Annotated in this window: 26 protein-coding genes; 12 read left to right on the top strand and 14 right to left on the bottom strand. The window is 38.4% G+C overall.

All coding sequences use genetic code 11. The annotated features are described in order from the left end of the window. Nucleotides 1-205: 205 nt before the first annotated feature. Nucleotides 206-2128: a tRNA uridine-5-carboxymethylaminomethyl(34) synthesis enzyme MnmG gene (mnmG, locus tag CV014_RS04750; RefSeq protein WP_236140968.1), complete on the bottom strand. Its 1923-nt coding sequence runs from the start codon at nt 2126-2128 to the stop codon at nt 206-208. Nucleotides 2129-2330: 202 nt separating this feature from the next. Here mnmG and CV014_RS04745 point away from each other — a divergent pair, with 202 nt between their 5' ends. From CV014_RS04745 to CV014_RS04735, 3 genes are read left to right on the top strand one after another with little or no spacing between them, the layout of a single operon-like run. After that, entirely contained in the window at nt 2331-3488 is a 1158-nt protein-coding gene (locus CV014_RS04745; protein WP_236140967.1) for an AAA family ATPase, read from the top strand. Continuing rightward, a complete protein-coding gene (locus tag CV014_RS04740; protein WP_236140966.1) occupies nt 3489-4178 on the top strand; it encodes a hypothetical protein in 690 nt (229 codons plus the stop codon). A 9-nt stretch (nt 4179-4187) separates the two neighbouring features. Next, nucleotides 4188-5033, top strand: a complete 846-nt coding sequence (locus CV014_RS04735; protein WP_236140965.1) for a D-alanyl-D-alanine carboxypeptidase family protein — start codon at nt 4188-4190, stop codon at nt 5031-5033. A gap of 294 nt (nt 5034-5327) precedes the next feature. Here the strand turns inward: CV014_RS04735 and CV014_RS04730 are convergent, their stop codons facing one another. After that, the gene (locus CV014_RS04730; protein ID WP_236140964.1) at nt 5328-6623 is read right to left on the bottom strand and encodes a hybrid sensor histidine kinase/response regulator; all 1296 of its coding nucleotides are present in this window, start codon (nt 6621-6623) and stop codon (nt 5328-5330) included. After that, nucleotides 6620-9052, bottom strand: coding sequence for a hybrid sensor histidine kinase/response regulator (locus CV014_RS04725; RefSeq protein WP_236140963.1), 2433 nt, complete (start codon nt 9050-9052; stop codon nt 6620-6622). The genes CV014_RS04730 and CV014_RS04725 overlap by 4 nt, the downstream gene beginning before the upstream one ends. A gap of 174 nt (nt 9053-9226) precedes the next feature. On the opposite strand from CV014_RS04725, the gene CV014_RS04720 reads away from it, so the two are divergent. Together CV014_RS04720 and CV014_RS04715 are read left to right on the top strand one after the other, a co-directional pair. Further along, nucleotides 9227-9802 carry a TIGR04376 family protein gene (locus CV014_RS04720; protein ID WP_236140962.1) on the top strand — a complete coding sequence of 192 codons (576 nt, stop codon included), beginning with the start codon at nt 9227-9229 and terminating at the stop codon, nt 9800-9802. Between the two features lie 298 nt (nt 9803-10100). After that, nucleotides 10101-10667 (top strand): nitrate transporter, encoded by a 567-nt coding sequence (locus CV014_RS04715; protein WP_236140961.1) that lies wholly within the window; start codon nt 10101-10103, stop codon nt 10665-10667. Nucleotides 10668-10858: 191 nt separating this feature from the next. Here CV014_RS04715 and CV014_RS04710 read toward each other — a convergent pair whose 3' ends face one another. Then, nucleotides 10859-11380 (bottom strand): photosystem I assembly protein Ycf3, encoded by a 522-nt coding sequence (locus tag CV014_RS04710; protein ID WP_103136341.1) that lies wholly within the window; start codon nt 11378-11380, stop codon nt 10859-10861. A 105-nt stretch (nt 11381-11485) separates the two neighbouring features. Next, entirely contained in the window at nt 11486-12187 is a 702-nt protein-coding gene (locus tag CV014_RS04705) for an SOS response-associated peptidase (protein WP_236140960.1), read from the bottom strand. A gap of 199 nt (nt 12188-12386) precedes the next feature. Here CV014_RS04705 and CV014_RS04700 point away from each other — a divergent pair, with 199 nt between their 5' ends. Next, nucleotides 12387-13019: a glutathione S-transferase family protein gene (locus CV014_RS04700; RefSeq protein WP_236140959.1), complete on the top strand. Its 633-nt coding sequence runs from the start codon at nt 12387-12389 to the stop codon at nt 13017-13019. A 370-nt stretch (nt 13020-13389) separates the two neighbouring features. Here CV014_RS04700 and CV014_RS04695 read toward each other — a convergent pair whose 3' ends face one another. Next, the gene (locus CV014_RS04695; RefSeq protein ID WP_236140958.1) at nt 13390-13590 is read right to left on the bottom strand and encodes a hypothetical protein; all 201 of its coding nucleotides are present in this window, start codon (nt 13588-13590) and stop codon (nt 13390-13392) included. A gap of 94 nt (nt 13591-13684) precedes the next feature. Then, a complete protein-coding gene (locus CV014_RS04690; RefSeq protein ID WP_236140957.1) occupies nt 13685-14068 on the bottom strand; it encodes a hypothetical protein in 384 nt (127 codons plus the stop codon). Nucleotides 14069-14515: 447 nt separating this feature from the next. Here CV014_RS04690 and kdpF point away from each other — a divergent pair, with 447 nt between their 5' ends. From kdpF to CV014_RS04675, 3 genes are all read left to right on the top strand, one after another. Continuing rightward, a complete protein-coding gene (gene kdpF, locus CV014_RS04685) occupies nt 14516-14752 on the top strand; it encodes a K(+)-transporting ATPase subunit F (protein WP_236140956.1) in 237 nt (78 codons plus the stop codon). A 169-nt stretch (nt 14753-14921) separates the two neighbouring features. Next, entirely contained in the window at nt 14922-15116 is a 195-nt protein-coding gene (locus CV014_RS04680) for a heavy-metal-associated domain-containing protein (protein ID WP_236140955.1), read from the top strand. A gap of 300 nt (nt 15117-15416) precedes the next feature. Continuing rightward, the gene (locus CV014_RS04675; protein WP_236140954.1) at nt 15417-16502 is read left to right on the top strand and encodes an aromatic ring-hydroxylating dioxygenase subunit alpha; all 1086 of its coding nucleotides are present in this window, start codon (nt 15417-15419) and stop codon (nt 16500-16502) included. A 251-nt stretch (nt 16503-16753) separates the two neighbouring features. On the opposite strand, the gene CV014_RS04670 is transcribed toward CV014_RS04675, so the two are convergent. Then, on the bottom strand, nt 16754-16930 hold the full coding sequence (locus CV014_RS04670) for a helix-turn-helix domain-containing protein (RefSeq protein WP_329608331.1): 177 nt from the start codon (nt 16928-16930) through the stop codon (nt 16754-16756). 104 nt (nt 16931-17034) lie between these two features. On the opposite strand from CV014_RS04670, the gene CV014_RS04665 reads away from it, so the two are divergent. Together CV014_RS04665 and CV014_RS04660 are read left to right on the top strand one after the other, a co-directional pair. Beyond that, complete coding sequence (locus CV014_RS04665) at nt 17035-17736, top strand: Coq4 family protein (protein WP_236140953.1); 702 nt, start codon at nt 17035-17037, stop codon at nt 17734-17736. A gap of 8 nt (nt 17737-17744) precedes the next feature. After that, entirely contained in the window at nt 17745-17948 is a 204-nt protein-coding gene (locus tag CV014_RS04660) for a hypothetical protein (protein ID WP_236140952.1), read from the top strand. Nucleotides 17949-17955: 7 nt separating this feature from the next. Here CV014_RS04660 and CV014_RS04655 read toward each other — a convergent pair whose 3' ends face one another. From CV014_RS04655 to CV014_RS04640, 4 genes are all read right to left on the bottom strand, one after another. Next, nucleotides 17956-18828, bottom strand: a complete 873-nt coding sequence (locus CV014_RS04655; protein WP_236140951.1) for an MBL fold metallo-hydrolase — start codon at nt 18826-18828, stop codon at nt 17956-17958. A gap of 513 nt (nt 18829-19341) precedes the next feature. Continuing rightward, a complete protein-coding gene (gene frr / locus CV014_RS04650; RefSeq protein ID WP_236140950.1) occupies nt 19342-19890 on the bottom strand; it encodes a ribosome recycling factor in 549 nt (182 codons plus the stop codon). Beyond that, nucleotides 19877-20605: a UMP kinase gene (gene pyrH, locus CV014_RS04645; protein WP_103136329.1), complete on the bottom strand. Its 729-nt coding sequence runs from the start codon at nt 20603-20605 to the stop codon at nt 19877-19879. Before pyrH ends, frr begins: the two co-directional genes overlap by 14 nt. Before the next feature lie 70 nt (nt 20606-20675). Beyond that, nucleotides 20676-21230: a thioredoxin family protein gene (locus tag CV014_RS04640; RefSeq protein ID WP_236140949.1), complete on the bottom strand. Its 555-nt coding sequence runs from the start codon at nt 21228-21230 to the stop codon at nt 20676-20678. A 407-nt stretch (nt 21231-21637) separates the two neighbouring features. Here CV014_RS04640 and CV014_RS04635 point away from each other — a divergent pair, with 407 nt between their 5' ends. Next, nucleotides 21638-22570, top strand: a complete 933-nt coding sequence (locus CV014_RS04635; RefSeq protein ID WP_329608330.1) for an alpha/beta fold hydrolase — start codon at nt 21638-21640, stop codon at nt 22568-22570. Nucleotides 22571-22659: 89 nt separating this feature from the next. Here the strand turns inward: CV014_RS04635 and CV014_RS04630 are convergent, their stop codons facing one another. Further along, nucleotides 22660-22953, bottom strand: coding sequence for a hypothetical protein (locus CV014_RS04630; protein ID WP_236140948.1), 294 nt, complete (start codon nt 22951-22953; stop codon nt 22660-22662). Nucleotides 22954-23428: 475 nt separating this feature from the next. Further along, nucleotides 23429-23620, bottom strand: coding sequence for a hypothetical protein (locus tag CV014_RS04625; protein WP_236140947.1), 192 nt, complete (start codon nt 23618-23620; stop codon nt 23429-23431). Between the last annotated feature and the right edge of the window lie 510 nt (nt 23621-24130).

Below are 24130 nucleotides of genomic sequence, written 5' to 3'. Positions count from 1 at the left end.
TGCCAGGATGGGGCAACACCGCCCCTTTTACCTGGGTATCAGGATTTTCAAATTAGCCAATCTTCTGTCCAAACTAGACGAGTTGATTGTTTATTGTATGAAATTCAACTCCTAATCGGGGATCATTGATGATGCCAGGGTTGAATTCTTGTCATCTATCATACCCATCCCACTTCTAATATACTCACCCTTCATAAAGATGAAGTTAAGACAAAGCCGCAACCCCTGATTGTGGTTGAGATTGACGCAATTCTAAAAAAATTAATAAAGCGTTGACATCAGCCGGATTCACACCACCAATGCGGGCGGCCTGACCAATGGTGAGGGGTTTGACTTGGGAGAGTTTTTCCCGTGCTTCTTTAGAAAGAGTGTCAATTTTTGTGTAGTCTAAATCTGCTGGTAATGGGCGATTAGCTTGACGGGCAATTTGTTCGATTTGACTTTGTTGTCTCGCTAAATAGCCAGAATATTTAATGTCAATTTCAGCCCCTTCTCGTTCAGCTTGGGTAAGGGTAGAATTACCAAGTCCGTATTTATGCAAGTCTACATAGTGAAATCCCGGACGACGCAGTAAGTCGGCTAGGGTAATAGAACCTTTGATGGCTTGTTGGGTATCAGAGGCGATCGCTTTCCCAATTTCCTCATGTTCTTTGACTCTAGTGGCATACAACCGTTCTTTTTCGGCGGCAATCTGGGCTTGCTTATTGGTGAACAATTCCCAACGGCGATCGTCAATTAAGCCAATTTCCCTGCCCAAAGGTGTCAACCGTTGGTCAGCATTATCAGAGCGTAGTAACAACCTATACTCAGAGCGACTAGTCAACATTCGATAAGGTTCGCGCAAATCCTTAGTACACAAGTCATCTAATAATGTCCCCAGGTAACTTTGCTCACGGGGAAAAATAATCATTTCTTGACCACGCACCAACCGCGCCGCGTTGATTCCCGCGACAATGCCTTGGGCTGCGGCTTCTTCATAGCCTGTTGTACCGTTAATCTGTCCCGCACAGAATAACCCCGCAATTTTTTTCGTCATCATTGTGGGATAACACTGAGTCGCAGGTAAATAATCATATTCCACTGCATAGGCCGGACGTAACATCACGCATTTTTCTAACCCAGGCAGACTACGTAACATTTGCAGTTGCAAATTTTCCGGCAACCCTGTAGAAAACCCCTGGATGTAGAGTTCGGGGATATCTCGTCCCTCTGGTTCAATAAAGATTTGGTGACTTTCCTTATCGGCAAAGCGGACAATTTTATCTTCAATACTGGGACAGTAACGCGGCCCCTTCGCTTCCACCCAACCACCGTAAACCGGAGATAAATGTAAATTTTCCTGAATTAAGCGATGGGTTTCGGCGGTGGTGCGGGTCATATGACAAGGCATTTGTTCCCGTTCTACCCACACTTGGGGGTCAAAACTAAACCATCTGACTTCCGCATCTCCTGGCTGGAGTTCCATTTTGCTGTAGTCTACTGACCGCCTGTCTACCCGTGCTGGTGTCCCAGTCTTGAGTCTACCAGTTTCAAATCCCAGACGATTCAAAGTTTGGGTCAAACCTTCCGCCGCAAATTCTCCGGCGCGTCCCGCCGCCATTGACTTATTGCCTACCCAAATTTTGCCGCCGAGAAATGTGCCGGTGGTTAAAATTACAGCTTTACATTCAAAAGCCACACCAAAGTAAGTTTCTACCCCAATTACTTCATCATTCGCACCCAAAACCAAGTCTGTCACCATCCCTTCCCGGATGCTTAAGTTTTCTTGGTTTTCCACAATATTTTTCATAACGGCGGCATATTCCCGCTTGTCAGTTTGGGCGCGTAATGCCCATACCGCAGGGCCTCGTGAAGAGTTGAGGATGCGCTTTTGTAGATATGTGCGGTCTGCCATTTTACCAATTTCCCCACCCAAAGCATCAACTTCATGGGTCAATTGAGATTTAGCAGGGCCACCCACAGCCGGGTTACAGGGTTGCCAAGCAATTTTATCTAAATTTAATGTCAACAGCAGGGTACGACAACCGAGGCGGGCAGTAGCAAGGGCTGCTTCGCAACCGGAGTGACCTGCACCGACAACGATGACATCAAAAGCGTCTTGAAATTCAACGGACTTGTGCATGGTCATACGTACAGGATGAGCAAATTGAGAATTACTACTAATGTTAACTTAATTCAGTGATTGTATTGATGTATGTGTGTCTGGAGATTTGAAGATGTGTTAATTCATCAGACTCGAAATAATTACACATTTTTGATTAATATTAAGTTAAAGTTTAAAATAGTCCTACGATTTTATTATTGTTCAATATCTATATTTTTGAATAAAGATGAATATGATAATTCATGAACTAACATATTATAACCATGAACTAGAATGGCGTTTTGAATCAATTAAGTTTTCCGATTTTAATCTTCTAGTAGGTGTATCTGGTGTTGGTAAAACACAAATACTGAAATCTATTATGAACTTGCAGAAGATAACTAAGGGTACTTCATTAAATGGTATTGAATGGGACGTAAAGTTTACATCAGCAGGTTATCATTACAGGTGGTTAGGAGAATTTGAAACAAAGACAATAGATAAATTCGCCTTTCTTATTAATGACGAATTAGAAGATAAGAATAATTTTTTAATAATTAGGGAAGAATTGTATCTCAATAATAACATTATTATAGAAAGAAACAAGGAAGAAATAATATTTAATGACAATAAATTACCAAAGTTGTCACCATTCAAAAGTGTGGTAGAAATATTAGGCGAAGAAGAATATATTGCGCCCGTCAAAAATGGATTTAACAAAGTAATTCCTAGCAGCGAACTAGGATTAGTGGCAAACTCTATAGATAGTCAAATACGGATGCACTTATTTGGTTACAAAAATTTGCATGAACAGTATTCATCATTAGAAAAAATAAAAGAAAGTAATTTACATATACAAGCTAAGTTAGCATTAATCTATAATCACTATCAAAAATTATTTCAGAAAATCAAAAATGATTTTACAAACATATTTGAGCAAGTAGAAGATATAAAAATAGAACCGTATGACGATATTGATGAATTAACTAAATTCTTGGCAGATTATCCTATTATAAAAATAAAAGAAAAAGGTGTAACTAATTGGATAAACCAAGAACACATATCATCAGGAATGCTGAAGACACTAATACACATTAGTGAACTCTATCTTTCTGCTGAAGGGACGGTAATTTTAATTGATGAATTTGAGAATAGTTTAGGAATTAACTGTATTGATATTTTAGGTGATTTGCTATCCGAAAACAGAGAATTACAATTTATAATCACCAGTCATCACCCATACATTATTAATAATGTGAGTATGGAGCATTGGAAAATTATCACTCGCAAAGGTGGTGTAGTAACTGCTAGAGATGCTCAAGATTTTAACCTTGGGCAATCTAGACATCAAGCTTTTATGCAATTAATTAATCTGGATGAATACAGAGAAGGAATTACAGCCTAAATGAATATCTACTTTCTTGTAGAAGGTAAAAGCACTGAAAGAAAAGTATATCCGGCTTGGTTGGCGCATCTTTTACCAGAACTCCAACGTGTGAAAAATTATAATGATGTCGTTAAAAATAACTATTATTTATTCAGTGCTAACGGGTATCCCTCTATAATTTATGAGCATTTACCTAATGCGATCGCAGATATGAATGCTAATGGTAATTACAGTTATCTTGTAGTCTGTCTAGACGCAGAAGAAGTGACGGTTGATTACAGAAAACAAGAAATCAAAGACTTTTTAGGTTCTCAAAGTTGTGTTTTAGAAAATGCTCATATTGTTCTAATCATTCAGAACCGATGTTTTGAAACTTGGTGTTTAGGGAATAAAAAGATTTATACAAAGAATCCCAGTGAGCATCCGCTGCTAACATATACTCGTTATTATGATGTATCAGTTAATTGTCCTGAATTAATGGGTAGATACCCAGATTTTTCTACTCATGCTAAGTTTCATGAGGCTTATTTAAAGGAATTATTTAGATCAAAAAATATTAGTTACTCTAAATCTAATCCTGGAGATGTTATCAAACTGTTCTACTTAGAAGAATTACTAAAAAGGGTGCAAAATGAAACAGAACATTTACCCAGCTTTCAAAGCTTTATAAATTTTTGTAATATAGTCAAGGGAAAACTTACAAACTAACTTATACCCATGAGATTAACTGTAAAAACTGTAAAACAAGCAATTTATATTTTTATATCTATATTGGTAATTTGTATAGTCGTGGCTATCACCAGGATTAATCTTCCTCAACCCAATGTACAAACTTCCAATGCGTGTAACACAGTTAATTCTCCATCCTGTGTTCCTAGTGGTTCAGTACCCATTTCACCCACACCTAACTTTAACATTCCACAGACTGATAAAGAAAGGTTTTTAAGTGCGATCGCCAGTCATTTATCTAACATTCCCCAGCCTGGAAGTTATGAATATATCCTGCTCAAAGCCTATGGAGCAGTTTTTATTAATCAATTAACAACTGTCAAATTACCATCAAATGTACTGCTCCATAACGAGGAAGAAACCCAAACATTTCAAAATAATTTAACAATGGTGAAAATCGAGGGAACAAATGATTGTTACCTGCAAGCAATAGCCGCCACAGCTTTAAATCAAGCCCGTTCTCAAGAAAATATTCCTTTAAAATCAGGTTACGGTTCTGGTGATTGTACTCGCACTTTTGCGACTAATTTAAGATTCTGGCATAAATATGCTAACCAACATACCTTAGACAAAGTCAAACAAGGACAGGAAACAGCAATTCTTAGTACAGTTGCACCTCCAGGCGCATCACAACATCTTTGGGGTTTAGCGATTGATTTGCGGATATCTAATCAGCAACAAAGAAAGACACTCAATGAATATGGCTGGTTTCAAACTGTGGTTAATGATGTACCCCACTGGACTTACTTAGGTTTAACTGAATCGGATTTAGTCAATTTAGGGTTAGTTAATAGAGTAGAAAAGGGAATTAGCTATTGGGTGACTCCGCTTTAAGTAGAATGATTTGCAAAAATCAAACTATATTACAATACCGTTCAGTTAGCGTCAAAAATCTCCAATCGTTTAGTGTAGGTTGGTTTGAGGAACGAAACCCAACATTTTCGCCGATTTGTTGGGTTTAACTTCGTACCCCTACGGGGAAGCAAGCTACAACCCAACCTACTAGCACGGCAAGTCTAAAATGTTGTGTTCATCAAGTTCAAACACTAAAATGCAATCATGATAATTAATTACTCAACCCAACAACTTAGATTAGACGCGCTACTACATTTATTTATGTCGAATATATTAATTTATGGGTAATTCAATGACAAATTCTAGCCCGAATCCTGGTCGAGAATTACATAAGATTTTGCCGTTATGATTCACGACTATAATTTGGTGAGCTATTGATAAACCTAAACCAGTACCTTTACCGATGGGCTTAGTCGTATAAAAAGCATTAAATATTTGATTTTTAACTTCTTCACTAATTCCTGTACCATTGTCAGAAATGTGGCAGATGACTCTATCTTCTATTACCTCTGTTTTGAGAATAATCTTCCCAGGATTTTGGAGTATTTCATGGTAGTTCTGATTTTTTTGGGATTCTTCGATAGCATCAATAGCGTTAGTAATTAGATTCATAAAAACCTGACTAATTTCCCCAAGATAGCAATCAATCAATGGCAAATCTCCATACTCTTTAATAACTTCGATAGCGGGACGTTGAGGATTAGCCTTAAGTCGATGCCCAAGAATGAGTAGTGTACTTTCTAAGGCTTCATGGAGATTAGCTAATTTCTTACCTGTTTCACGATTGCGGGAAAATTTGTTTAATGAAGAGACAATTTCGGTAACGCGTTCTGTACCTAATTTCATTGATTGAATAACATGATATAAATCATCTAAGATATAGCTGAAGTCATTTGTTTGAATTACCGCCTGAATTTCATCTGGTGGATTAGGCAAATATTTTTGATAAAGTTTGAGTAAATCTGTTAACTCTTGTACATACTGTTGGACAAAATTTAAGTTACCAGCAATAAAATTGATGGGATTATTCACTTCATGGGCAATACCGGCTGCCATTTGACCTAAACTCGCAATTTTTTCGGTTTGTATGAGTTGGCTTTGGGTGTTTTGCAATTCTGTGTTTTTGGCAATTAAGCTGGTTGTCAGATATCTCAATTTCAATTGATGTTCGATTCTGACTAAAACTTCTTCATGTTGAAAAGGTTTGGTGATGTAGTCTACTGCTCCTAGTTTAAAACCTTTAACTTTATCGGCTGTTTCTGAAAGCGCGGTCATAAATATGACGGGAATATCCCAAAAACGGGGGTCATTTTTGAGATGTTGACAGGTTTCAAAACCATCCATACCAGGCATCATCACATCTAATAAAATTAAATCTGGTAATAAATCATTTTCTAATCGTTGTAGGGCTTTTTCACCACTCCGCGCCGCCCAAACTTCAAAATTAGATTCATCTAAAAAACTGGATAAAACTTGTAAATTATGAGGATGATCATCAACTATTAAAATTATGCCTCTAATCGGTGCGCGATCGCTAAAATAGTTGGGGTTATCTACAGTCGCTCTCATGCTATTTCCACCTGATATTCCATCAAAAATTTAAGGATTGCATCTTCGTCAAATTGTCTGGCTAGTTGCTTGAGTTGTTGAGCGAAATCTGCAAAGTTGGGATCTGCTGTTTCTAGTTGCTCTGCACACTTGATAATGGCGTTAAAGTTACCCCTTTTGGCTAACATTATTAGTTCTTGTAAGACTTCTGGGTGGGGTGGAGTTAATTGTGCTGAGGGGTTTTTCTGCGGTGTGACTAAATCTAGAACTGCTTCAGACTGGGATGGTTGATAAATCCAGACTAAACTTAAATGACGCTCTAATTGACGTAGTAATTCATCTATCTGTATGGGTTTACTGAGAAAATCGTCACCACCTACTGCTAGGCTGCGATTTTGGTCAGAATCAAATACACTCGCCGAAGAAACAATAATTTTGAGATTGTGGAAATTAGGGTTTTGTCGCAGATTTTGAATTAAGGCAAAACCGTCCATTTCCGGCATAATTAAATCTGTGATGATTAAATCTGGTGGGGTTGCGTCGGCTTTTTCTAGTGCGTCTTGACCATTGACTGCTACCACTACCTGAAAACCTAATGGTTGCAGGATATCAGTTAAGACTGTACGATTTTCCCAGCGATCGTCTACTACTAAAATTGTCTTGGGACTACCTTCAAAGCCAACTATTTTTCCGGCTGATACCGTCATCGCTGATTCTAACCATTCACTGGTTGCTAGCATTTCCAACTCAAACGAAAAAGTGCTACCTTGTCCCACCCGACTCGTGACTTGGATATCACTTCCCATCATCTGCACCAACTGACGAGTAATTGCTAAACCAAGTCCAGTTCCTTCGGTTTGCCGCTTTTTTTGGCCTACCTGTTCAAAAGGTAAGAAAATTTTGCTCAATTCTGCGTCGGTCATGCCGATGCCTGTATCTTCTACAGTGTAGCGGAGGCGGTATTTGATTTGTCCTTGACTGGGAGATTGTTCAATCGTGGCAATTTTGAAGGTGACTTCCCCCTTGTCTGTAAATTTAATGGCATTTCCCAGTAGATTTAACAAGACTTGTCGTAGTCTTTTGGCATCAATATGTACTCCCGTAGGTAAATCACTGGAGGTTTCATAGATAAATGTAATCCCTTTTTGGGTAGCGCGAATTTGACAAATCTCGGCGATTCCTTGGATAAAAGACGGAAAATGTACATCTTCAGGACAAATTTCTAGTTTTTTCGCCTCAATTTTGGAGAGATCCAAAATGTCATTAATTAAAGTCAACAAATGAGAGCCACATTGTTCAATAATGTTGACATGATATTGCTCTTGTTCGCGTAAGTCGGCGGAACGTAACAAAATTTGCGCGCAACCCAAAATGCCATTTAGAGGTGTTCTCAGTTCATGACTCATATTGGCTAAAAATTCGCTTTTGGCATGATTAGCTAAATCAGCCGCTTCTTTAGACTTTTTCAGTTGCGCCTGTTCAAAAGCTTGCACTCGCCATAAAACGGTAATCATGGTGATAGTCAAACCCCCAACAATCACAGCAATCAAATCCAAAAATTGCAAGCGAGATTCAATATTTTCGCGGGGAATCACCAAAGCTACAGACCAATTAGCGGTTTTTAATGGTAAATAGGCAACATATTTTTTGGTACCGTCAATTTCCATTAATTGAATTCCCTGCTTTTTCTTGACCATTTTCTTGGCGATCGCCTGCAAGTTGGAATTACGCAGTAGACTAGGTGCAGGCTTTTCTACAGTTGTCATTAATGCTGCGTCAGGGTGGACAATTGCCTCTCCTTGGGAGTTGAGAGCAAAAGCATAGCTATTTTTGCCGTAGCTGAGGGAGTTGACAATCTCTGCCATGTGATCAACTGTCACGTTACCGTGAAATACACCGATTGGGGAATGGGGAGTTTGTGGAGTTGACCAAATCGGAGTCGCGATCGCAATTAACGGAATTCCCGTAGAACGACTGATAAAGGGGTCAGAAATATTACTCTGTCCCGTCATTGCTTTTTGAAAAAATTCTCTATCCTTAATATTTTTGGTTGACCGACCAACTTTAGTATTAGAAAATGAACCGTCTGGGGTAACTATTTGGAAAAAGAAAAATTCATTGGTTCGTTTCACCTCTGTCTGTAAATAAGGTTCAGCTACAGACCAATTTAAAGAACGCACATTTGATGTGTTGGCTAAAGTTTCTACCTCCGCTTTGCGAACCTTTAACCACGTCTCTATTTGATCAACTCCTGTTTGCACTTCTAAAAAAGCATTCTTGCGGATGTCTGCTAGTGCTAGCTTACGGGCTGCTGAATAGCTACAGTAAGCAGATATACTGACAAAAATAATCGTACCGCCGAGAATCAACCGCACCATAACACTGCGTAAAGACCGCTTTTTTACCCTAGATGCTGGTCGGTAGGAGTCATTGATGGCCAAAGATTTCATACCAGGAAAAATAGAGTCTATCTTTAGACGTAGGAAGTTATACTTTAGATTGCCCAATTCATCCTAGAGAATCACATCTATCCTTTTGGGTGGCGCAGTTCCCCTATTTTCTTTCTTCGGCGTTGATAATTACTACAATAAAATCATCACACCCCCAACTCTGGAGTTCTGACAGTGGGCTTATTTGATGATTTTAGTCGGTTTCTGGAAAACCGTTTAGAGGAATTCTTGCGTAATAATCCGCATTTGGAATTAGAAGCGTTGTTAGAACAGCTGCGACAGCAAGAGGAAGATACATTAAAATTAATTGCAGATTTACAATTACAAGAGAAGCGATCGCAAGAAGATATTCTCTCCACCGCCCAAGAAATTCAACGTTGGCACATCCGCGTCCAAAAAGCCAAAAACGGCGGTAGACAAGATTTAGCCGCCGCCGCCCAAGACAGAGAAGCCACCCTACTGCGGGAAGGAAATCAGCTTTGGGGACATATGCAAGGGCTAAAAGAACGCATCGCCCAATCCCAAGAACTTTTACATAAAATCCAGGTGCGACGACAAGAAGTCAAAACCAAAGCCGCCGAAGCTCAAACAGCACGCGCTAAAGCCCAAACTCAACAGCGTATAGAAACTGGTGGTTGGTGGAATCAAGCTAGCACCTCTAGCAGTAGTTTTGATGACTTAGAAGAAAAGTTCCGCCGTTGGGAAACTGAAGATGAATTAGAACAGATGAAGCGCAATTTAGGAAAATAATCTGTACATTTCCCCAACAAAATACCAATGCTCACAATATTTTAATAATTAGGGGTTGAATAATGTTCAATCCCTAAAATATGGGTTTATTGACATCAAATTTATCAAGCAATTAAGCTTGAGTTGACGTTGGGTAATAGTAAATTACTGCAATATTAAAATATCTCTTGCTTTCCTCTATTAAAATTCACTTTTCTGGTATGATGAAATTAACCAGAGTGTCATATTTGTCGTTTTAAGAATTTTAATTGTTGTAATTGCCGCAGTATTTTTTGCCGTTCCAGATTAGAACTGAGGCATGGATAGAAGTATATTTTTAGATGTTTTGTATAGTCTACAAAGATTGTTTGTAGGCTACATCCCTGCTGCTGTCGCAGGCAGTTTACTTGGTTATTTAATTGGGGTTAATGGCACAATCTATCAGATACTTAGACGCATAGTGCAAATACCCCATAGCATCCCCCCTATCGCCTTGCTACCTCTTGTTTTGGTAATACTACAAGAGAAAGAATCAGCAGTTGTGATAGTCACTTTTCTTGCTACCTTCTGGACAATTGTCATCAATACAGCTATCGGGATGCGACATTTTTATAGACAAGACAAGAACTTTCGTGTAGCTATTTTTCACCTCTTTCATGCACTGAAAGTTGGACTTTGGGTAGCATGGTTTACAGTAATTGCTCAAGAAATGTTAATTGAGCAAAAAGGACTAGGGAATTTGGCTTGGGAGGGTTATAAAGCTGTCAACCTTAACTACATAACTGAGGCTATATTTTATGTAGGGATTATCGGTTTTTTCTTAGATCAATTACTGGATTTAACAGGCTATATGCTAGCTAGAATTGTCACCATTAATAAAAAATAATGGGTTTATACATTAGTCCATAGTTAAACCAATTCGCAATTCGCAATTCGCAATTTGCAATTCGCAATGGACTAACTTCCCGCTACGCTAACGCAATTACGTGTTGTAATGGGGATTTAAACCCCCTAAATTTTGTTCAAGGGGTTTGACTATGGACTAATGACTAATGACTAATGACTAATGACTAATAACTAAAAGAACACATCAATTTGCATTCTGCCGGTGGTTTTGAGCCAGTTTTGGGCTTCAATGTAGTTATTGGGAGCCATGCGAATTGCTCTTACCCAATAATCGGCTGCTTGGTCAAAAAGTGCTTCGCCACCGTCATTATCTCCAGCTTCTTTGGCTTTTTCGCCTTTATAGTGGTAAATTACCGCAATATTATTTAAAGCTTGGGGTAAGCGGGGATTGAGTTCGATCGCTTGGTGATAAAGTTCTAATGCTTTATCATGATCACCATTGCTGGCGTAGATTAAACCCATATTGTAGAGAATAAAACCGCGATCGTTGGGGTCTTCCTCTAAAGATAGGGCTTCCTCATAGTATTCTAGGGCTTCAGCGTACTCACCCTCAGCTTGGGCGGACATCCCGTCTCGATAATACACAAATGCTTCTTTGGCTTTTTTGTTAGCTGGCAGTATCTTGAGGATAATATCTGCCATGACTGTAAAAGATTTATCAATAAAGTTATCGTTTTTTTGCGTTCTTGGCATACTGTTATTGGGGATCGGGGATCAAGGACTGGAAACTAGGGGATTCAATTCTGAATTGAGTTTCAATCTCAAATCCAAAATTCCTCATACCCAGTACCTCATTAGTTAATTTAACTGATTTGGGAGTTGATTCTGTTCGTCGGTTGCGATGATACATTCTGGAGTGTTGTTTTTTGCACTGTTAACCAATTTGCTAACTGGGTAAGCGGTCATGGCTGCGGCTGGATAGGGAGATAATAAAGGCTGTAGGTCTTGTGCAGTCTGGATTTCAGGATTTAGCCATGTATCGTAATCTTTAGGGTCAATAATCACCGGCATTCGATCATGGATAGATTGCAATAACTCGTTGGCTGTCGTTGTCAAAATTGTACAAGAGATCACTTCTTCCTGAGCAGGGGAAATCCATTTTTCCCACAACCCAGCAAAAGCAAAGGGGTTTCCGTCTCCCAGACGAAAATAAAATGGCTGTTTTGTGCGTTGTTGTTTTTGCCATTCATAAAAGCCATCAGCTACCACTAAACAACGACGCTTTTTGAAGGCGGAACGAAAAGAGGGTTTCTCAGCAACAGTCTCAGCTCTAGCGTTAATTAACTTTGCCCCGATACCAGGGTCTTTAGCCCAAGAGGGAATTAAGCCCCAACGCAAATGCTGTAATTGTCGTTTGTTGTCACTAGGATTATATAGCACTGTCGCCACCATTTGCGTAGGAGCAATGTTATATTGCGCCGTCAAATTTGGAACTTCTTGTATTTGAAAAAATTCGGCTAAAGCTTGTGATGACTGGGTTAAAGTGAATCTGCCACACATAATTTTGATTTATGATTGCATCAAATAAAACACTTAAATATCAAATTTAAAGAATATGGTTTTTATTTATTCAGATAATTAATGTTCTCGTAAATAAAGGTAGAAAAATTCCAAAATATCCTGTTTATTAGTAATGATTTTGTAAGGTATTGTATTTTAGACCCTAAATTAACCACGTATTATCTCTCATATTTTGTATATGGAAACATTGCGTTTGTACGATTTTTTACTTTCAGGTAATTGCTATAAAGTGCGCCTTTTACTAACTCAAATGGGCATACCATTTGAGAGAGTTGAGGTTAATATATTAAAGGGAGAAAGCCGTACAGTAGAATTCTTAAGTAAAAATCCTAACGGTAAAGTTCCTGTATTAGAGATTGCCCCAGAAAAATATTTAGCAGAATCGAATGCTATCTTATTATACCTTAGCGAAAACACAGAATTTCTGCCTTACGATCGCTATTTAAAAGCGCAAGTCATGCAATGGTTATTTTTTGAACAATATAGCCATGAACCATATATTGCGACATCAAGATTTTGGATGTCTATTTTAGGAAAAGCACAAGAATATCGCACCGCACTAGAACAAAAGCGTGAACCAGGTTATGCAGCCTTAAAAGTCATGGAAAATCATTTACGTCAACATAGTTATTTTGTAGACGAACGCTACACAATTGCCGATATTGCTTTATTTGCTTATACTCATGTTGCTGATGAAGGAGGGTTTGATTTAACACAGTTTCCGGCAATTCTAGCTTGGCTAGAACGAGTGAAAAATCAACCAGGATATATCAATATTACCCACGAACCGCAGTTATGTTTTGATTGGTAAAGTGGAGGAGTCAATAGTCAATAGTCAATAGTCATTAGTCATTAGGGGCGGGTTCTGTGGGATATTCACGTTAGAAAACAGATATTTTGGTTAAAACCGCCCGTACATTAGTCAAGAAACAAGGTACGTAAGTTATCAAAGTGACAAGGCGACAAGTTAACAAATAGTTGAGTTAATTTTTCAGAATACTTCTATTAATTACAAAATGTTAAGCAAAAACATCAGTTTTTAAGAGGCTGTATTCACTGTATTTCGCTTAGAAGCTCAAATTTTACTGATGCTAACTACTATTAATCTGAACTTTACTTCTGGAAAATACTGCTATACAGCCCTATTGAAAGTGAGCAAAAATTTTACAATCGTCAGAGTGTTATCTCAGTAGTCTTGTGACCCTGACATCATATTCTGTACCGTTAGGATGTTCTTTTCTAGCTTGGCTTCTAGCCATAGTATCTGCATTTTGTTTTGACTCTGCCATGATTTCAAATCTGGATGTTCCACGTTGGCAGATACTATTAGTTAGATCAGCAAATTCTTTAATATCTACCAATACCTCGTAAGTGTGAACCATTTCGGCACCTCCTCGTGCTAATGGTTTTAGGAATACGATCCAGTATATGAAGTGCAGGAATATTTGTTCTCTGACTAATACAATTCTTTATCAATTATCTACCAGAGTTATTAATTGATGACTCTGGTTGACTAGGTTGGGAATTATTGTGTTGAGGTGGCTGTTGTGTAGATGGCTTTGTTTCTGCTTCTGGAGTAGGATTGATCGTATTATTCTGATTATTCGGGGTGTTTTGAGTATTTTTACCGTTGATGTCATTTTGTAGTTGATTAACTTCATTAACAGTATTTCTCACACCTCTAATTGTATTATTTAAGTCTTCTATACCTTTCTGAACATCATCAAAAAAACCGCCAACAATCACAGGATTTTGTTCATGATTGACAGGAGCTACCTTTGGAGTAGCCATAGCAGATTTTGATACTAATATATCAGCAATTACTATATAAATTAGTATGGGAAAAATAAAGCGTCGCATGATGATCTCCAATTTAATGAAATTAGAAAGTGAAAGGAACAGGGAAATCTCCCTAATGGAAATTATTGTGTTAATCGTTAAGCTTCTATCGAGGTTAGTTTAACAACTGATGTGATAATTTTTAAGTGACACTTTAGGTATTAAATGGAAGAGAATGGATAAAAATTTCAAAATTTTATCTATATTTATGTAAATAAAAGTAAATTTCAATAAATTGTTGTCTGATAGTAATTTACTGGTAATAAATACTGAAAATATAGTGAGTAAATATGTAAATATTTAACCTGTGTAGAATTTTGTAATTAGCTGAAAGCACTACACCTATGCTGAACATTTGTCTAGAAATCAATCAAAATACCGATGTTATTTGCTGTTAGTAGCTGATAATAGTTAAAATTCTCATCGTGACGATAGGATGAGCGTAACTGAATGAGGATAATATAATTGATGAGTAGTCCAAATTTTTTAGAATTATTTAATTTTTTGCGTATTAAACGTTACAGGCTTCCTGTATCTTTGTTTGTATTACTGTGTGTGGATGTGTTGCTAGCATCAGAAGTACAAGCTGCAACTACAATCCAGCTATCACGGACAGCATCTTACGCGATCGCTACTTTAGGAATAGTCACCTTAAGTCTTTGCATTTATCTGTTTGTGGTGATTTTTCAGCCAGAGCGATTTTAATGAATCAAGCTATGGTGTGAATACTTGGGAGTTGCCATAGCCTGTCCACCAGGAAAGGGCAAATTGAGATAAACTAAATTTCTGCTCTAATTATGTTGCTATTTGAGCTTTAGTCTTATCTATTCCCTAGATATGATAAAAGCGCAGACCACTGAATTTCCGTAAATCTATGACAATCCAACTCACAGTCCCCAATATGTCTTGTTCGGTTTGTGCAGGCAAGATTACTAATGCAGTCAAAAGCGTTGATGCTGAGGCGATAGTTGAGGCTGATCCTCAAACAAAGCTAGTGAATGTGGAATCACAAGCCTCAGAAACAGCTATCAAAGATGCGTTAGCAGCAGCCGGTTATCCTGCTAATTAGTTTACTGTATAGCAGATTATACCAAATTTTAAAATCCCGATTTCACAAAGTAATCGGGATTATTTTTTTATCAATAAACTTTTGAAATCACATCATAATTCAAGACAGTTTATATCAGTATTTTTAGATTTTACCGTTACCAATAACTGAACTTTATTGCATCATAATTAAGTTTTGAATTTTGAATTTTGAATTTTGAATTTGGAGCGAAGCGACGCGACGTACTCAAAATAACTGTTTTTCTCAAATACTTATGTTATTTGTAGGTCAACCGCTTCACTTATCAGTGAAACCTTAAAAATGGATGTTAATTTTCAGTCTCCTCAACCAATTCGTAAACCGAAAAATTTCAATAATCTCGAACGTTTCATTGAAGGGTGGTATTGGGTAATACCCTCTAAAAATTTGCTTGTAGGTGAAGTAAAACCTATGACAATTTTAGGGAGAAAAATAGTTGTTTATCGTGGGGAAGATGAGCAAGTAGTAATTGCAGATGCCTACTGTCCACACATGGGTGCTGACTTAGCAGAGGGCAGAGTTGAAGGCAATAATTTACGCTGCGCTTTTCATCACTGGAGTTTTAATAATCAGGGAATTTGTGTAGAGATACCGTGTTTAGAAGAACCCTTACCCTTGAAGTTAAAAACCTGGCCGACGGCTGAGAAATATGGATTAATTTGGATTTGGACTGGTGAAAATCCTAGACAACCTCTACCTTTTGTACCAGAGTTAGAGTTTCATGAGTGTGAAAGTGTTGTAGGTTCTCGATTTTTGATAAACTGTCACCCTCATATTGTCATGATTAATTCCATTGATGTACAGCACTTTTATGCTGTGCATAACCTACAGTTAGATATTACTTTTGAAAAACAGGAACTCAATCAAAATGCTATTGTTTTTACCAAACAGAGACGTAGTAATAAAGATAGTAAATTCTTTAAATTACTGCGTCCGATATACAAGAATAATGTTTATAGTATTTCCTATTGGTATGGCAGCACTTTTACTGTAACTGTCGGGCCGGATATGCTGCATTTGTATATTATGTTTACAATGCGGATGCTTGATGATGGTAAATCACAGATTCAATCTGTCTTTTTAACTAAAAAACGTCCTGGTTTTATTGGTTGGTTGGTGAATCGCTTCGTGCTGTGGTTGACTAACATTTTTATTCAGCACTTTATCAAAGATGATGCGAAAATTTTGCAAACAATTAATTTTGATTTCAGAACTCCTCTCAAAGCAGATGTATCTATTATGCAGTTAATTCATCATGTGGAGAGACAAAAACCTTTAAGATGGAAAACTTGGTTATTAGCGCGATCGCCTGAAGCGGAAATGAAGGATAACCAAGAAAAATGGCGTGATACTATGACTAATGACTAAATAAAGGTAGAAAGTAAAAAGTTTTATATTCCGACTTTTTACTTTTCTCCATCAGGCAATTGCACCCATAAAAAGAAGTGGCAAAGCCACTTCACATTTCCCAGGTAGAACCTAATCATGAGTATATCGACTAAAAGAAATTAAAATAGTATAAATTGACACTAATTTTTGCTGTGACTGCACTTTAGCTAGGGTGCATCCCAGTTTTTATTTTTCAGATAGAGGATAATACCGATGAGCTAGCGATCGCACTATCGCTTCTTTGTCAGGAAAAACTGATACAACAACCCGACAGGAACACCAGCACGAGTGGCGATCGCTCTTGTGCTGGTTTGCTCATATCCCAATTCAATAAATAACTGTTCTGCTACATCCAAGATGTGATGTACTCTTTCTTGGCTACACGTCTGTTTGGGTTGTCGTCTCATTCTGGAAATTTCACAGATCATAGTTGACAAAACATGAACAGTGTTCATATATTGATAAATATGAACACTGTTCACGTTTATGCTATCTCCTTAGAGGTCACATCATGCAATCCATCGTCAATCAACCCACTGGGATTAACTTGTCATCTCTTGTACGGACAATCAAAGGCATCAAAGCCTTTGTAACTATGCTGTTTGATGAAAGCGGTAATCTAGAACCTGTCTGGGAATTGAGCAATAGCCTGGTTGATAGTCGTTCCTTTCAATTAGCAGTTACCGCCATGAAAACCACGCCAGAAGTCGCAGACATCATCCAAGAACGCTATATTGCGCCTCGCCATGATTTAACAGTTTTACTGCAATATCCTCCAGACTCGTTGGGATATACCTACGCCAGCACGATGAAAGCATATGAGTTTGAAGTCATAGATTTAAACATTGAGATTAATTCTGATAACAGTTACGTAGAACATCGTTGGCAGCAAACCCATGATATTTGGCATATCATCACCGGATTTGATGTCACCGGCATCGGGGAAATTGGCTTACAAGCCTTTTATCTGGCGCAGTTCCAATTACCTTTAGCCAGTTTGCTGATTGCCAATGCTTTGATTGCTGCTACTGTGCTAGAACCACAAACACTTTCACCTCTTTTGAGGGCGATCGCACGCGGATGGGAAATGGGCAAAAATGCCAAACCATTGATTGCTCAAAAATGGGAAGCAGCGTGGGAAAAACCTGTGGAGGTATGGCGTAAAGAACTGAATGTACAACCAGTTAAAGCTGGCGAATTTGCCCTTGCCTAAGTTTTAGTGTGTTCTGTAAGTTGTTTTGGTGGTTGATTCGCCGCACCTACCCTTGGTTGTCTCTAGTTCTTCACCTATGGCGCATCACCAATTCCACAGATAGGCAACGTCATCGCGCCCAAGTGAGATTCTGGATACTGTGGAGTCAGATTGATTTTGCTAGTTTAATAGCGATCGCCAATGAATTAATTCAACCCGAATACTGGGCTTGAAATTACGTCACAAACTTTCCATCAACTCAATACACTTTTGCATTTGCTGTTGCATAGTCTCAACATCAGCATGAAATCGTCGCCCATGTCCTGGTAAAACCCATTCAAAGCTATAATTTGCCAATTTTTGCATTGATTTGATTTGTTCTGACCACGAATACCAGCAATAATCACGAAAGGCTGCTAACTGATGCCGACTTTCTGACCAAGCTAGATGATCGCCAGTGAACAGAAACTGATTTTTATACAGTAAAACTGTGTGTCCCTTGGTGTGACCAGGAACAGGAATAATTAACAAATCTGGCGCAAGTGCAAATGGTTCTGCAATTGTCAGTGGCATTTCTACATCATGAGTACCCGTAGTAATATCATCAACATGGAGAATGCGATCGCACTGGAAATGTGCAGCAAATTTTTGATGATCTGCCACATCATCTTTATGGCTCAGATACAAATAACGAATTCCCCCCATAGCTTCTATGTTTTTGACTAAAGGTGGTGTAAATCGGGGAGAATCTACCAATATATTGCCTTCTGGTCGTTGAATGAAATAACTAGCAGCACCATAGGATTTTTCGGAATGATAGCCACAGTGATAAACATTTTCTGCGACTAAAAGCGGAAAACTTTGTTGAGCAATTTTGATATCTTGCGGCTTTTCTACTGTACCAATAGAGCTAGTGGGACAAGCTAAAAGAGCTTGGAGAGCAGCTAATCTTTCTGTTTCTGTAGTTGGTTGATGATGTACTGCTGATTGTTCATCAACTCGATAAAATACTTCAGGAGTCATCCAGCGACAGGTATCACAATCAATACAAGTAGTGTCAATGTAAAAATCGCCGTTGACATTTTGGGAGCGACGAAGATTTAAATGAGCCATATCATACCTCTATGTGCCTAGCTAGCTCTTATTTCACTAGGCTAGCAAAATCCACCTGCATCTATCAGCACCACTAGAAATATATGGGCGGAATATATCCCGCCCCTGTCTGCATCTCTCATTCCAGAGAGAAATTCAGTGATAAAAATTTAAAATTCCTTGAGGTTAATTTCCTGTACTGTCAAAGTAATCTTCATTTCTACATTTATTACAGTTCAAAACGATACGTATAGTGCCGTAGCCTTTATCAACGTACCTGATTACCTTCATGTCTGTAGCACCACAATGGTCACAGATATACTCCCCGTAACTACCTTTTTTAGCCATGATTTCTTGCTTCGTGAATTCAATAAAGCCAGGGTAGCCGTTACTTAGGAAATTTTGAAACTGATATGATTACTGAAATTTAAGAATCTACTGCTATTACATAATATGAAGGGGAAAAGCAAATGAATTTACTTTTTGCTTTTCCCCTGTTATCCATGACAGAAAACGCTATTTCCTATTCCCTACTTAAACAGTGCTGATGTCTTTTTCTTTATCTGCTAACAACTGGTCAATTCGGGTGGTGTACTGATTGGTCAGTTTTTGCAGTTTATCTTGTAGGTCTTTGGATTCATCTTCAGAAATTTCTGAAGCTTTCTCTTGTTTGCGGATGGAGTCTATAGCATCTCGGCGGATGTTACGAATCCCCACGCGACCTTCTTCGGCGTATTTAGCTGCAATTTTGGCTAATTCCTTACGGCGATCGCTGGTTAGAGGTGGTATATTTAACCGAATTACAGACCCATCGTTACTGGGTGTTAAACCTACGTCTGAGAGGGAAATTGCCTTCTCGACTAAGTTTAAGCTGCTTTTATCGTAGGGCTGAATCAGGATAGTTGTAGCATCTGGGGTACTGATATTAGCCAAAGATTTTAACGGTGTAGGTGAACCGTAATAATCTACTTGGACTTTATCTAGTAGACTGGCATTGGCGCGACCAGTGCGAATGGTGTTGAAGGCTTGTTGAGTCGCTTCAACGGTTTTTTGCATTTTACTTTCAGCGTCAGCTAATTTCACACGAACCTCCCACAAGGGTACCGATAGATTCTCCTAAAACTGCACGGCGAATATTACCGCGCACCGTTAGGTCAAAAACTAAAATGGGGATATTGTTTTCCTTACACAAAGCGATCGCGGTACTATCCATCACCCGCAAATCGTTCGCTAAAACATGAGCGTAGGTCAGAGTAGTGTAACGTTTTGCATTAGGATAAATTTCCGGGTCAGCATCATAGATACCATCTACTTTAGTAGCTTTGAAGATAACTTCCGCATCAATTTCTGCGGCTCTTAATGCTGCTGTAGTATCTGTAGTAAAAAATGGGTTGCCAGAACCCGCACCAAAAATAACCACCCGACCTTTTTCAAGATGACGGATGGCGCGACGACGAATATATGGTTCTGCTAGTTCTTGCATGGCGATCGCGGTTTGGACTCGCGTCTGCACTCCTATTCGTTCTAGTGAATCTTGCAGTGTCATGGCATTCATGACTGTGGCAATCATCCCAATATAATCGGCGGTGGCTCTGTCCATTCCCGCAGAGGCTGCTTTTACGCCGCGAAAGATGTTACCGCCACCTACGACGATGGCTATCTGAACGCCTGTGGCTATCACCTCTGCTATTTCTTGGGCTATTTCCTTGACCACTTCTGGATCAATCCCATAGCCCATGTTGCCCATTAAGGCTTCACCGCTCAGTTTAAGTAAAACCCGTCGGTAATTCGTTCCCATGAAGTCACGCTTTATCAAAAAAGTTGCAATTGCCTCCAATTTAAGATAGCAGTAGTGTGACTATCTATGTCTAGATACGCCAGATTATTGGGGTGCCGACTGGTTCTGTTTCAGGTATAAGTATTTCTTTCCCTTGCAACAAAGCTGCGATCGCATCTCTGAGATAGTCTTCACTCTTGGCTAACGGTTTTTGAGGGTGATTGTCAATCTGTCCTCTATATCGCAATATACCATGACTATCTATCACAAAGGCCATTGGTGTGGCGATCGTGCCAAAACTCCGACTGACATCTTGGGTAGAATCCCACAGGTAAGGAAAATTCAACTGGTGTCTCTCGGCAAAATCTCTCATCTTTTCTAAATTATGCCCAGGAAGCCCAGTATTATCACTGCCATTAATGGCAATTAACACAAATCCGGCTGTAGCAAACTCTTTCTGAATTTCCTTTAATCTATTAATGTATAAATTCACATAGGGGCAGTGGTGGCGTATAGAAACAACACCTACCACGCCAAAATTATCTAAATAACGGCTCAAATGATGTACTTGATTGTCAATGCCAGGCAATTCAAAATCGGGTGCATAGTCACCAACAGGAGTACCAATTGTTTCAACTCTAGTCATTGTCTTTCGCTGAAAGGTACTAGCGATAAAATTTTAAATTAAGTTTGCACCATGTTGGATGTGCAAACTACTTATTAGCAGATGCTTAATAATCAATCTATCTTATAGGCTGATTGTGGATACGCAACTTGTAAAACTACTGAATTTAAGTTGGTTTTGCTAGAATCTTCTTTATCAAATCTTTGCTAATTTTTTAGCAACAATTAGCTAAAACCTCAACACTTTTAATTCATGTGGAAATCTGATTTGATGATTGAAATTCAGATCAACCTATTAAAAGCAGATGTCTCTATGCGCTACACCCCTATGTAGGTATTCCTAGACGGAAATGCTTGATATAATTTTACAAAAGTTTAAAATTATATTGAATCAATCATAAATAAATTTTTTAGTATTCATAATTTCTGATGACTAATTCAATAATCAGCCTTGACTCCCCAAAAACCTGGATGTGGCGAGGCTTTCCCATTTGCTATCAAACTCAAGGAAATCATGGCCCGGCTGTGGTTCTAGTCCACGGCTTCGGTGCTTCATGGTTGCATTGGCGAAAAAACATCCCCGTATTAGCAGCGAATTGTCGTGTTTATGCCATAGATTTAATTGGGTTTGGAGGTTCAGCTAAACCCCAACCAGATACCGAAATGACTTACACACTAGAAACATGGGGAGAGCAAATAGCTGATTTTTGTCGTGAAGTCATAGGTGAAGCAGCTTTTCTAGTGGGAAATTCCATTGGCTGTATTATCGTCATGCAAGCAGCCGTCAGTTACCCAGACATAGCATTAGGAGTCACCTTAATTAATTGTTCTTTAAGATTACTGCACGATCGCAAGCGAGCCACTTTACCTTGGTCGCGTCGTGTTGGCGCGCCCATACTACAACGCATATTATCTATTAAACCTATAGGTAAATTCTTTTTTGATCAAGTAGCACAACCAAAAACAGTCCGTAAAATCTTATTGCAAGCTTACGCTAACGCCGAAACCGTCACAGATGAATTAGTTGATATTCTCACCGCGCCAGCCAAAGATCCTGGTGCAGTCGCCGTATTTTTGGCGTTTACATCCTATTCTACAGGGCCTCTACCAGAAGACCTTCTACCACAACTACCTTGCCCAGCAATCATCTTGTGGGGAACTGCCGACCCGTGGGAACCTATAGATTTAGGTCGAGAATTAGCCAATTATCCCCAAGTCCTCAAATTTATACCCTTAGAAGGTGTAGGACATTGTCCGCAAGACGAAGCACCAGAACTAGTCAACCCAATCATACAAGACTGGATTTGGGAACGCTCCAGTATGTTAGCAGCAGAAAAACTCAATACCTCACAAAATAACTAGAGACGTTGCATAGCAATGTCTCTAGTAAAAGCTGAAAATATTTTCCCGACTTGCTCAAAGTTGAATTTGAGCAAGTGATCAGGATTTAATTAGTCTTCACCACCAGAACCTACACCACCTCCATCAGTGCCAGAGTCTCCATTAGTGCCAGAATATCCATTTAAACACTTAGAAAATGGTGTTGCTGTGATGATGAAGCCGATTGCTAAACGTCCCCCTCTGAAGGGTACTGATCCTGAAGTTGACTCTTCAGTGCTACCAACACCACTTCCACCACCATAACCACAGCCTTTTCTGTAACGTCCATATCCACCAGCTAAAACTTGTTGTTCATCTGTGGATAGATCAGTCAATAAATCAGATGCAATTGTTTGACTAAACATAATTTTTTTCCTCACTTACGTTACATAGGTGTTCATCACCTATATCTCTGTTATAGAGAGATTTTCCCTGTAATAAACTAATCCTTAGTTATAAAAAAAATAGTAATTAATTCTATCTATAGGCATTGTATTTTTAATATTTAAAATTAGGTTTCTTATAAAAATCTCCATAATTAAAATCAACAAAGATTCGCGTGTTAAATAATTATTTAAGATGTATGTGTGAACTTAAAATATATAAGCACCCATGAAATAAAATTACCTCATGGGTGCATAATAAATATGTTTTAGAAGTCCAAGGTGTGAATAGACGTTGTGACTGGTAAGAAAGCTAGATATTAGGGATAATATCTAGCTTGTTGATTTCTAAGTTGTTAATTAAACTAACTTAGAAAAGATATCAGACTTTTAAAACTTGCTACATTAAATGAGCAGCAGTTTTATCAGTCTCTCCTCTCACCACAAACTGAGATGATTAACGGATTTTACGAACTCTCACAAGTGCGGTGCTGCTAATTCTGTAGAGGCGAGTGGTACCTTCATCATCATCAGATGATCTTTCACCATCTTCTCTACTATCGTCAAGGAATTGTCCACCAGCTAGCAGCTGTTGTTCGTCTGTGGATAGATCCACCATTAAATCTGATAAAGCAATTTGCTGTGACATGAAATTTTTACCTCACTTACTGAATATAGGTGTTTCATCACCTATGTTTTTATTATTAAATAAAGCCGGATATTTTAAATTATTCCAAAGTCATAATTAGTAAAATATTTTTTACTTCTTTAGACTCATGAAAAAATGAATATTCAAGATTCATTTGCTATAGTACATTGAGATATTACAAATTAGTAATATCGGATTAATAATTGATTTTTAAACAGATACGTAGTGGCGTGACAAGGCTAAAATAGTACATTAAATGTAGGTTGGGTTGACGTTAGGAAACCCAACATTGGTTAGTTATGGCGTTGGGTTTAGCTTTGCTCAGTCCAACCTACGCCTAATCAATCATTTTAGGCTTGTCAGTCCAGTAGTCCACTACATATACTTAGATTTTTTCAGAAATCAAATTCGATTTCTAAGTAGAACAATTTGAAAAAACCAAACTATGTGAAGTAATGTAAAAAGATTGGAATCTAGTTCGTAGTAAGGACTTCATTCCTTATCAGAGGA

It is taken from the genome of Nostoc sp. CMAA1605, from assembly GCF_021596505.1.
Taxonomy (GTDB): domain Bacteria; phylum Cyanobacteriota; class Cyanobacteriia; order Cyanobacteriales; family Nostocaceae; genus Trichormus.
This window is presented reverse-complemented; position numbering and strand designations above follow the sequence as displayed.

What these genes read in the sequence shown, in the direction of transcription:
- mnmG (WP_236140968.1), bottom strand. Translation starts at nt 2,128, where the DNA reads ATGACCATGCACAAGTCCGTTGAATTTCAAGACGCTTTTGATGTCATC.
- CV014_RS04745 (WP_236140967.1), top strand. Translation starts at nt 2,331, where the DNA reads ATGAATATGATAATTCATGAACTAACATATTATAACCATGAACTAGAA.
- CV014_RS04740 (WP_236140966.1), top strand. Translation starts at nt 3,489, where the DNA reads ATGAATATCTACTTTCTTGTAGAAGGTAAAAGCACTGAAAGAAAAGTA.
- CV014_RS04735 (WP_236140965.1), top strand. Translation starts at nt 4,188, where the DNA reads ATGAGATTAACTGTAAAAACTGTAAAACAAGCAATTTATATTTTTATA.
- CV014_RS04730 (WP_236140964.1), bottom strand. Translation starts at nt 6,623, where the DNA reads ATGAGAGCGACTGTAGATAACCCCAACTATTTTAGCGATCGCGCACCG.
- CV014_RS04725 (WP_236140963.1), bottom strand. Translation starts at nt 9,052, where the DNA reads ATGAAATCTTTGGCCATCAATGACTCCTACCGACCAGCATCTAGGGTA.
- CV014_RS04715 (WP_236140961.1), top strand. Translation starts at nt 10,101, where the DNA reads ATGGATAGAAGTATATTTTTAGATGTTTTGTATAGTCTACAAAGATTG.
- CV014_RS04710 (WP_103136341.1), bottom strand. Translation starts at nt 11,380, where the DNA reads ATGCCAAGAACGCAAAAAAACGATAACTTTATTGATAAATCTTTTACA.
- CV014_RS04705 (WP_236140960.1), bottom strand. Translation starts at nt 12,187, where the DNA reads ATGTGTGGCAGATTCACTTTAACCCAGTCATCACAAGCTTTAGCCGAA.
- CV014_RS04700 (WP_236140959.1), top strand. Translation starts at nt 12,387, where the DNA reads ATGGAAACATTGCGTTTGTACGATTTTTTACTTTCAGGTAATTGCTAT.
- CV014_RS04695 (WP_236140958.1), bottom strand. Translation starts at nt 13,590, where the DNA reads ATGGTTCACACTTACGAGGTATTGGTAGATATTAAAGAATTTGCTGAT.
- CV014_RS04690 (WP_236140957.1), bottom strand. Translation starts at nt 14,068, where the DNA reads ATGCGACGCTTTATTTTTCCCATACTAATTTATATAGTAATTGCTGAT.
- kdpF (WP_236140956.1), top strand. Translation starts at nt 14,516, where the DNA reads ATGAGTAGTCCAAATTTTTTAGAATTATTTAATTTTTTGCGTATTAAA.
- CV014_RS04680 (WP_236140955.1), top strand. Translation starts at nt 14,922, where the DNA reads ATGACAATCCAACTCACAGTCCCCAATATGTCTTGTTCGGTTTGTGCA.
- CV014_RS04675 (WP_236140954.1), top strand. Translation starts at nt 15,417, where the DNA reads ATGGATGTTAATTTTCAGTCTCCTCAACCAATTCGTAAACCGAAAAAT.
- CV014_RS04670 (WP_329608331.1), bottom strand. Translation starts at nt 16,930, where the DNA reads ATGAGACGACAACCCAAACAGACGTGTAGCCAAGAAAGAGTACATCAC.
- CV014_RS04665 (WP_236140953.1), top strand. Translation starts at nt 17,035, where the DNA reads ATGCAATCCATCGTCAATCAACCCACTGGGATTAACTTGTCATCTCTT.
- CV014_RS04655 (WP_236140951.1), bottom strand. Translation starts at nt 18,828, where the DNA reads ATGGCTCATTTAAATCTTCGTCGCTCCCAAAATGTCAACGGCGATTTT.
- pyrH (WP_103136329.1), bottom strand. Translation starts at nt 20,605, where the DNA reads ATGGGAACGAATTACCGACGGGTTTTACTTAAACTGAGCGGTGAAGCC.
- CV014_RS04640 (WP_236140949.1), bottom strand. Translation starts at nt 21,230, where the DNA reads ATGACTAGAGTTGAAACAATTGGTACTCCTGTTGGTGACTATGCACCC.
- CV014_RS04635 (WP_329608330.1), top strand. Translation starts at nt 21,638, where the DNA reads ATGACTAATTCAATAATCAGCCTTGACTCCCCAAAAACCTGGATGTGG.
- CV014_RS04630 (WP_236140948.1), bottom strand. Translation starts at nt 22,953, where the DNA reads ATGTTTAGTCAAACAATTGCATCTGATTTATTGACTGATCTATCCACA.
- CV014_RS04625 (WP_236140947.1), bottom strand. Translation starts at nt 23,620, where the DNA reads ATGTCACAGCAAATTGCTTTATCAGATTTAATGGTGGATCTATCCACA.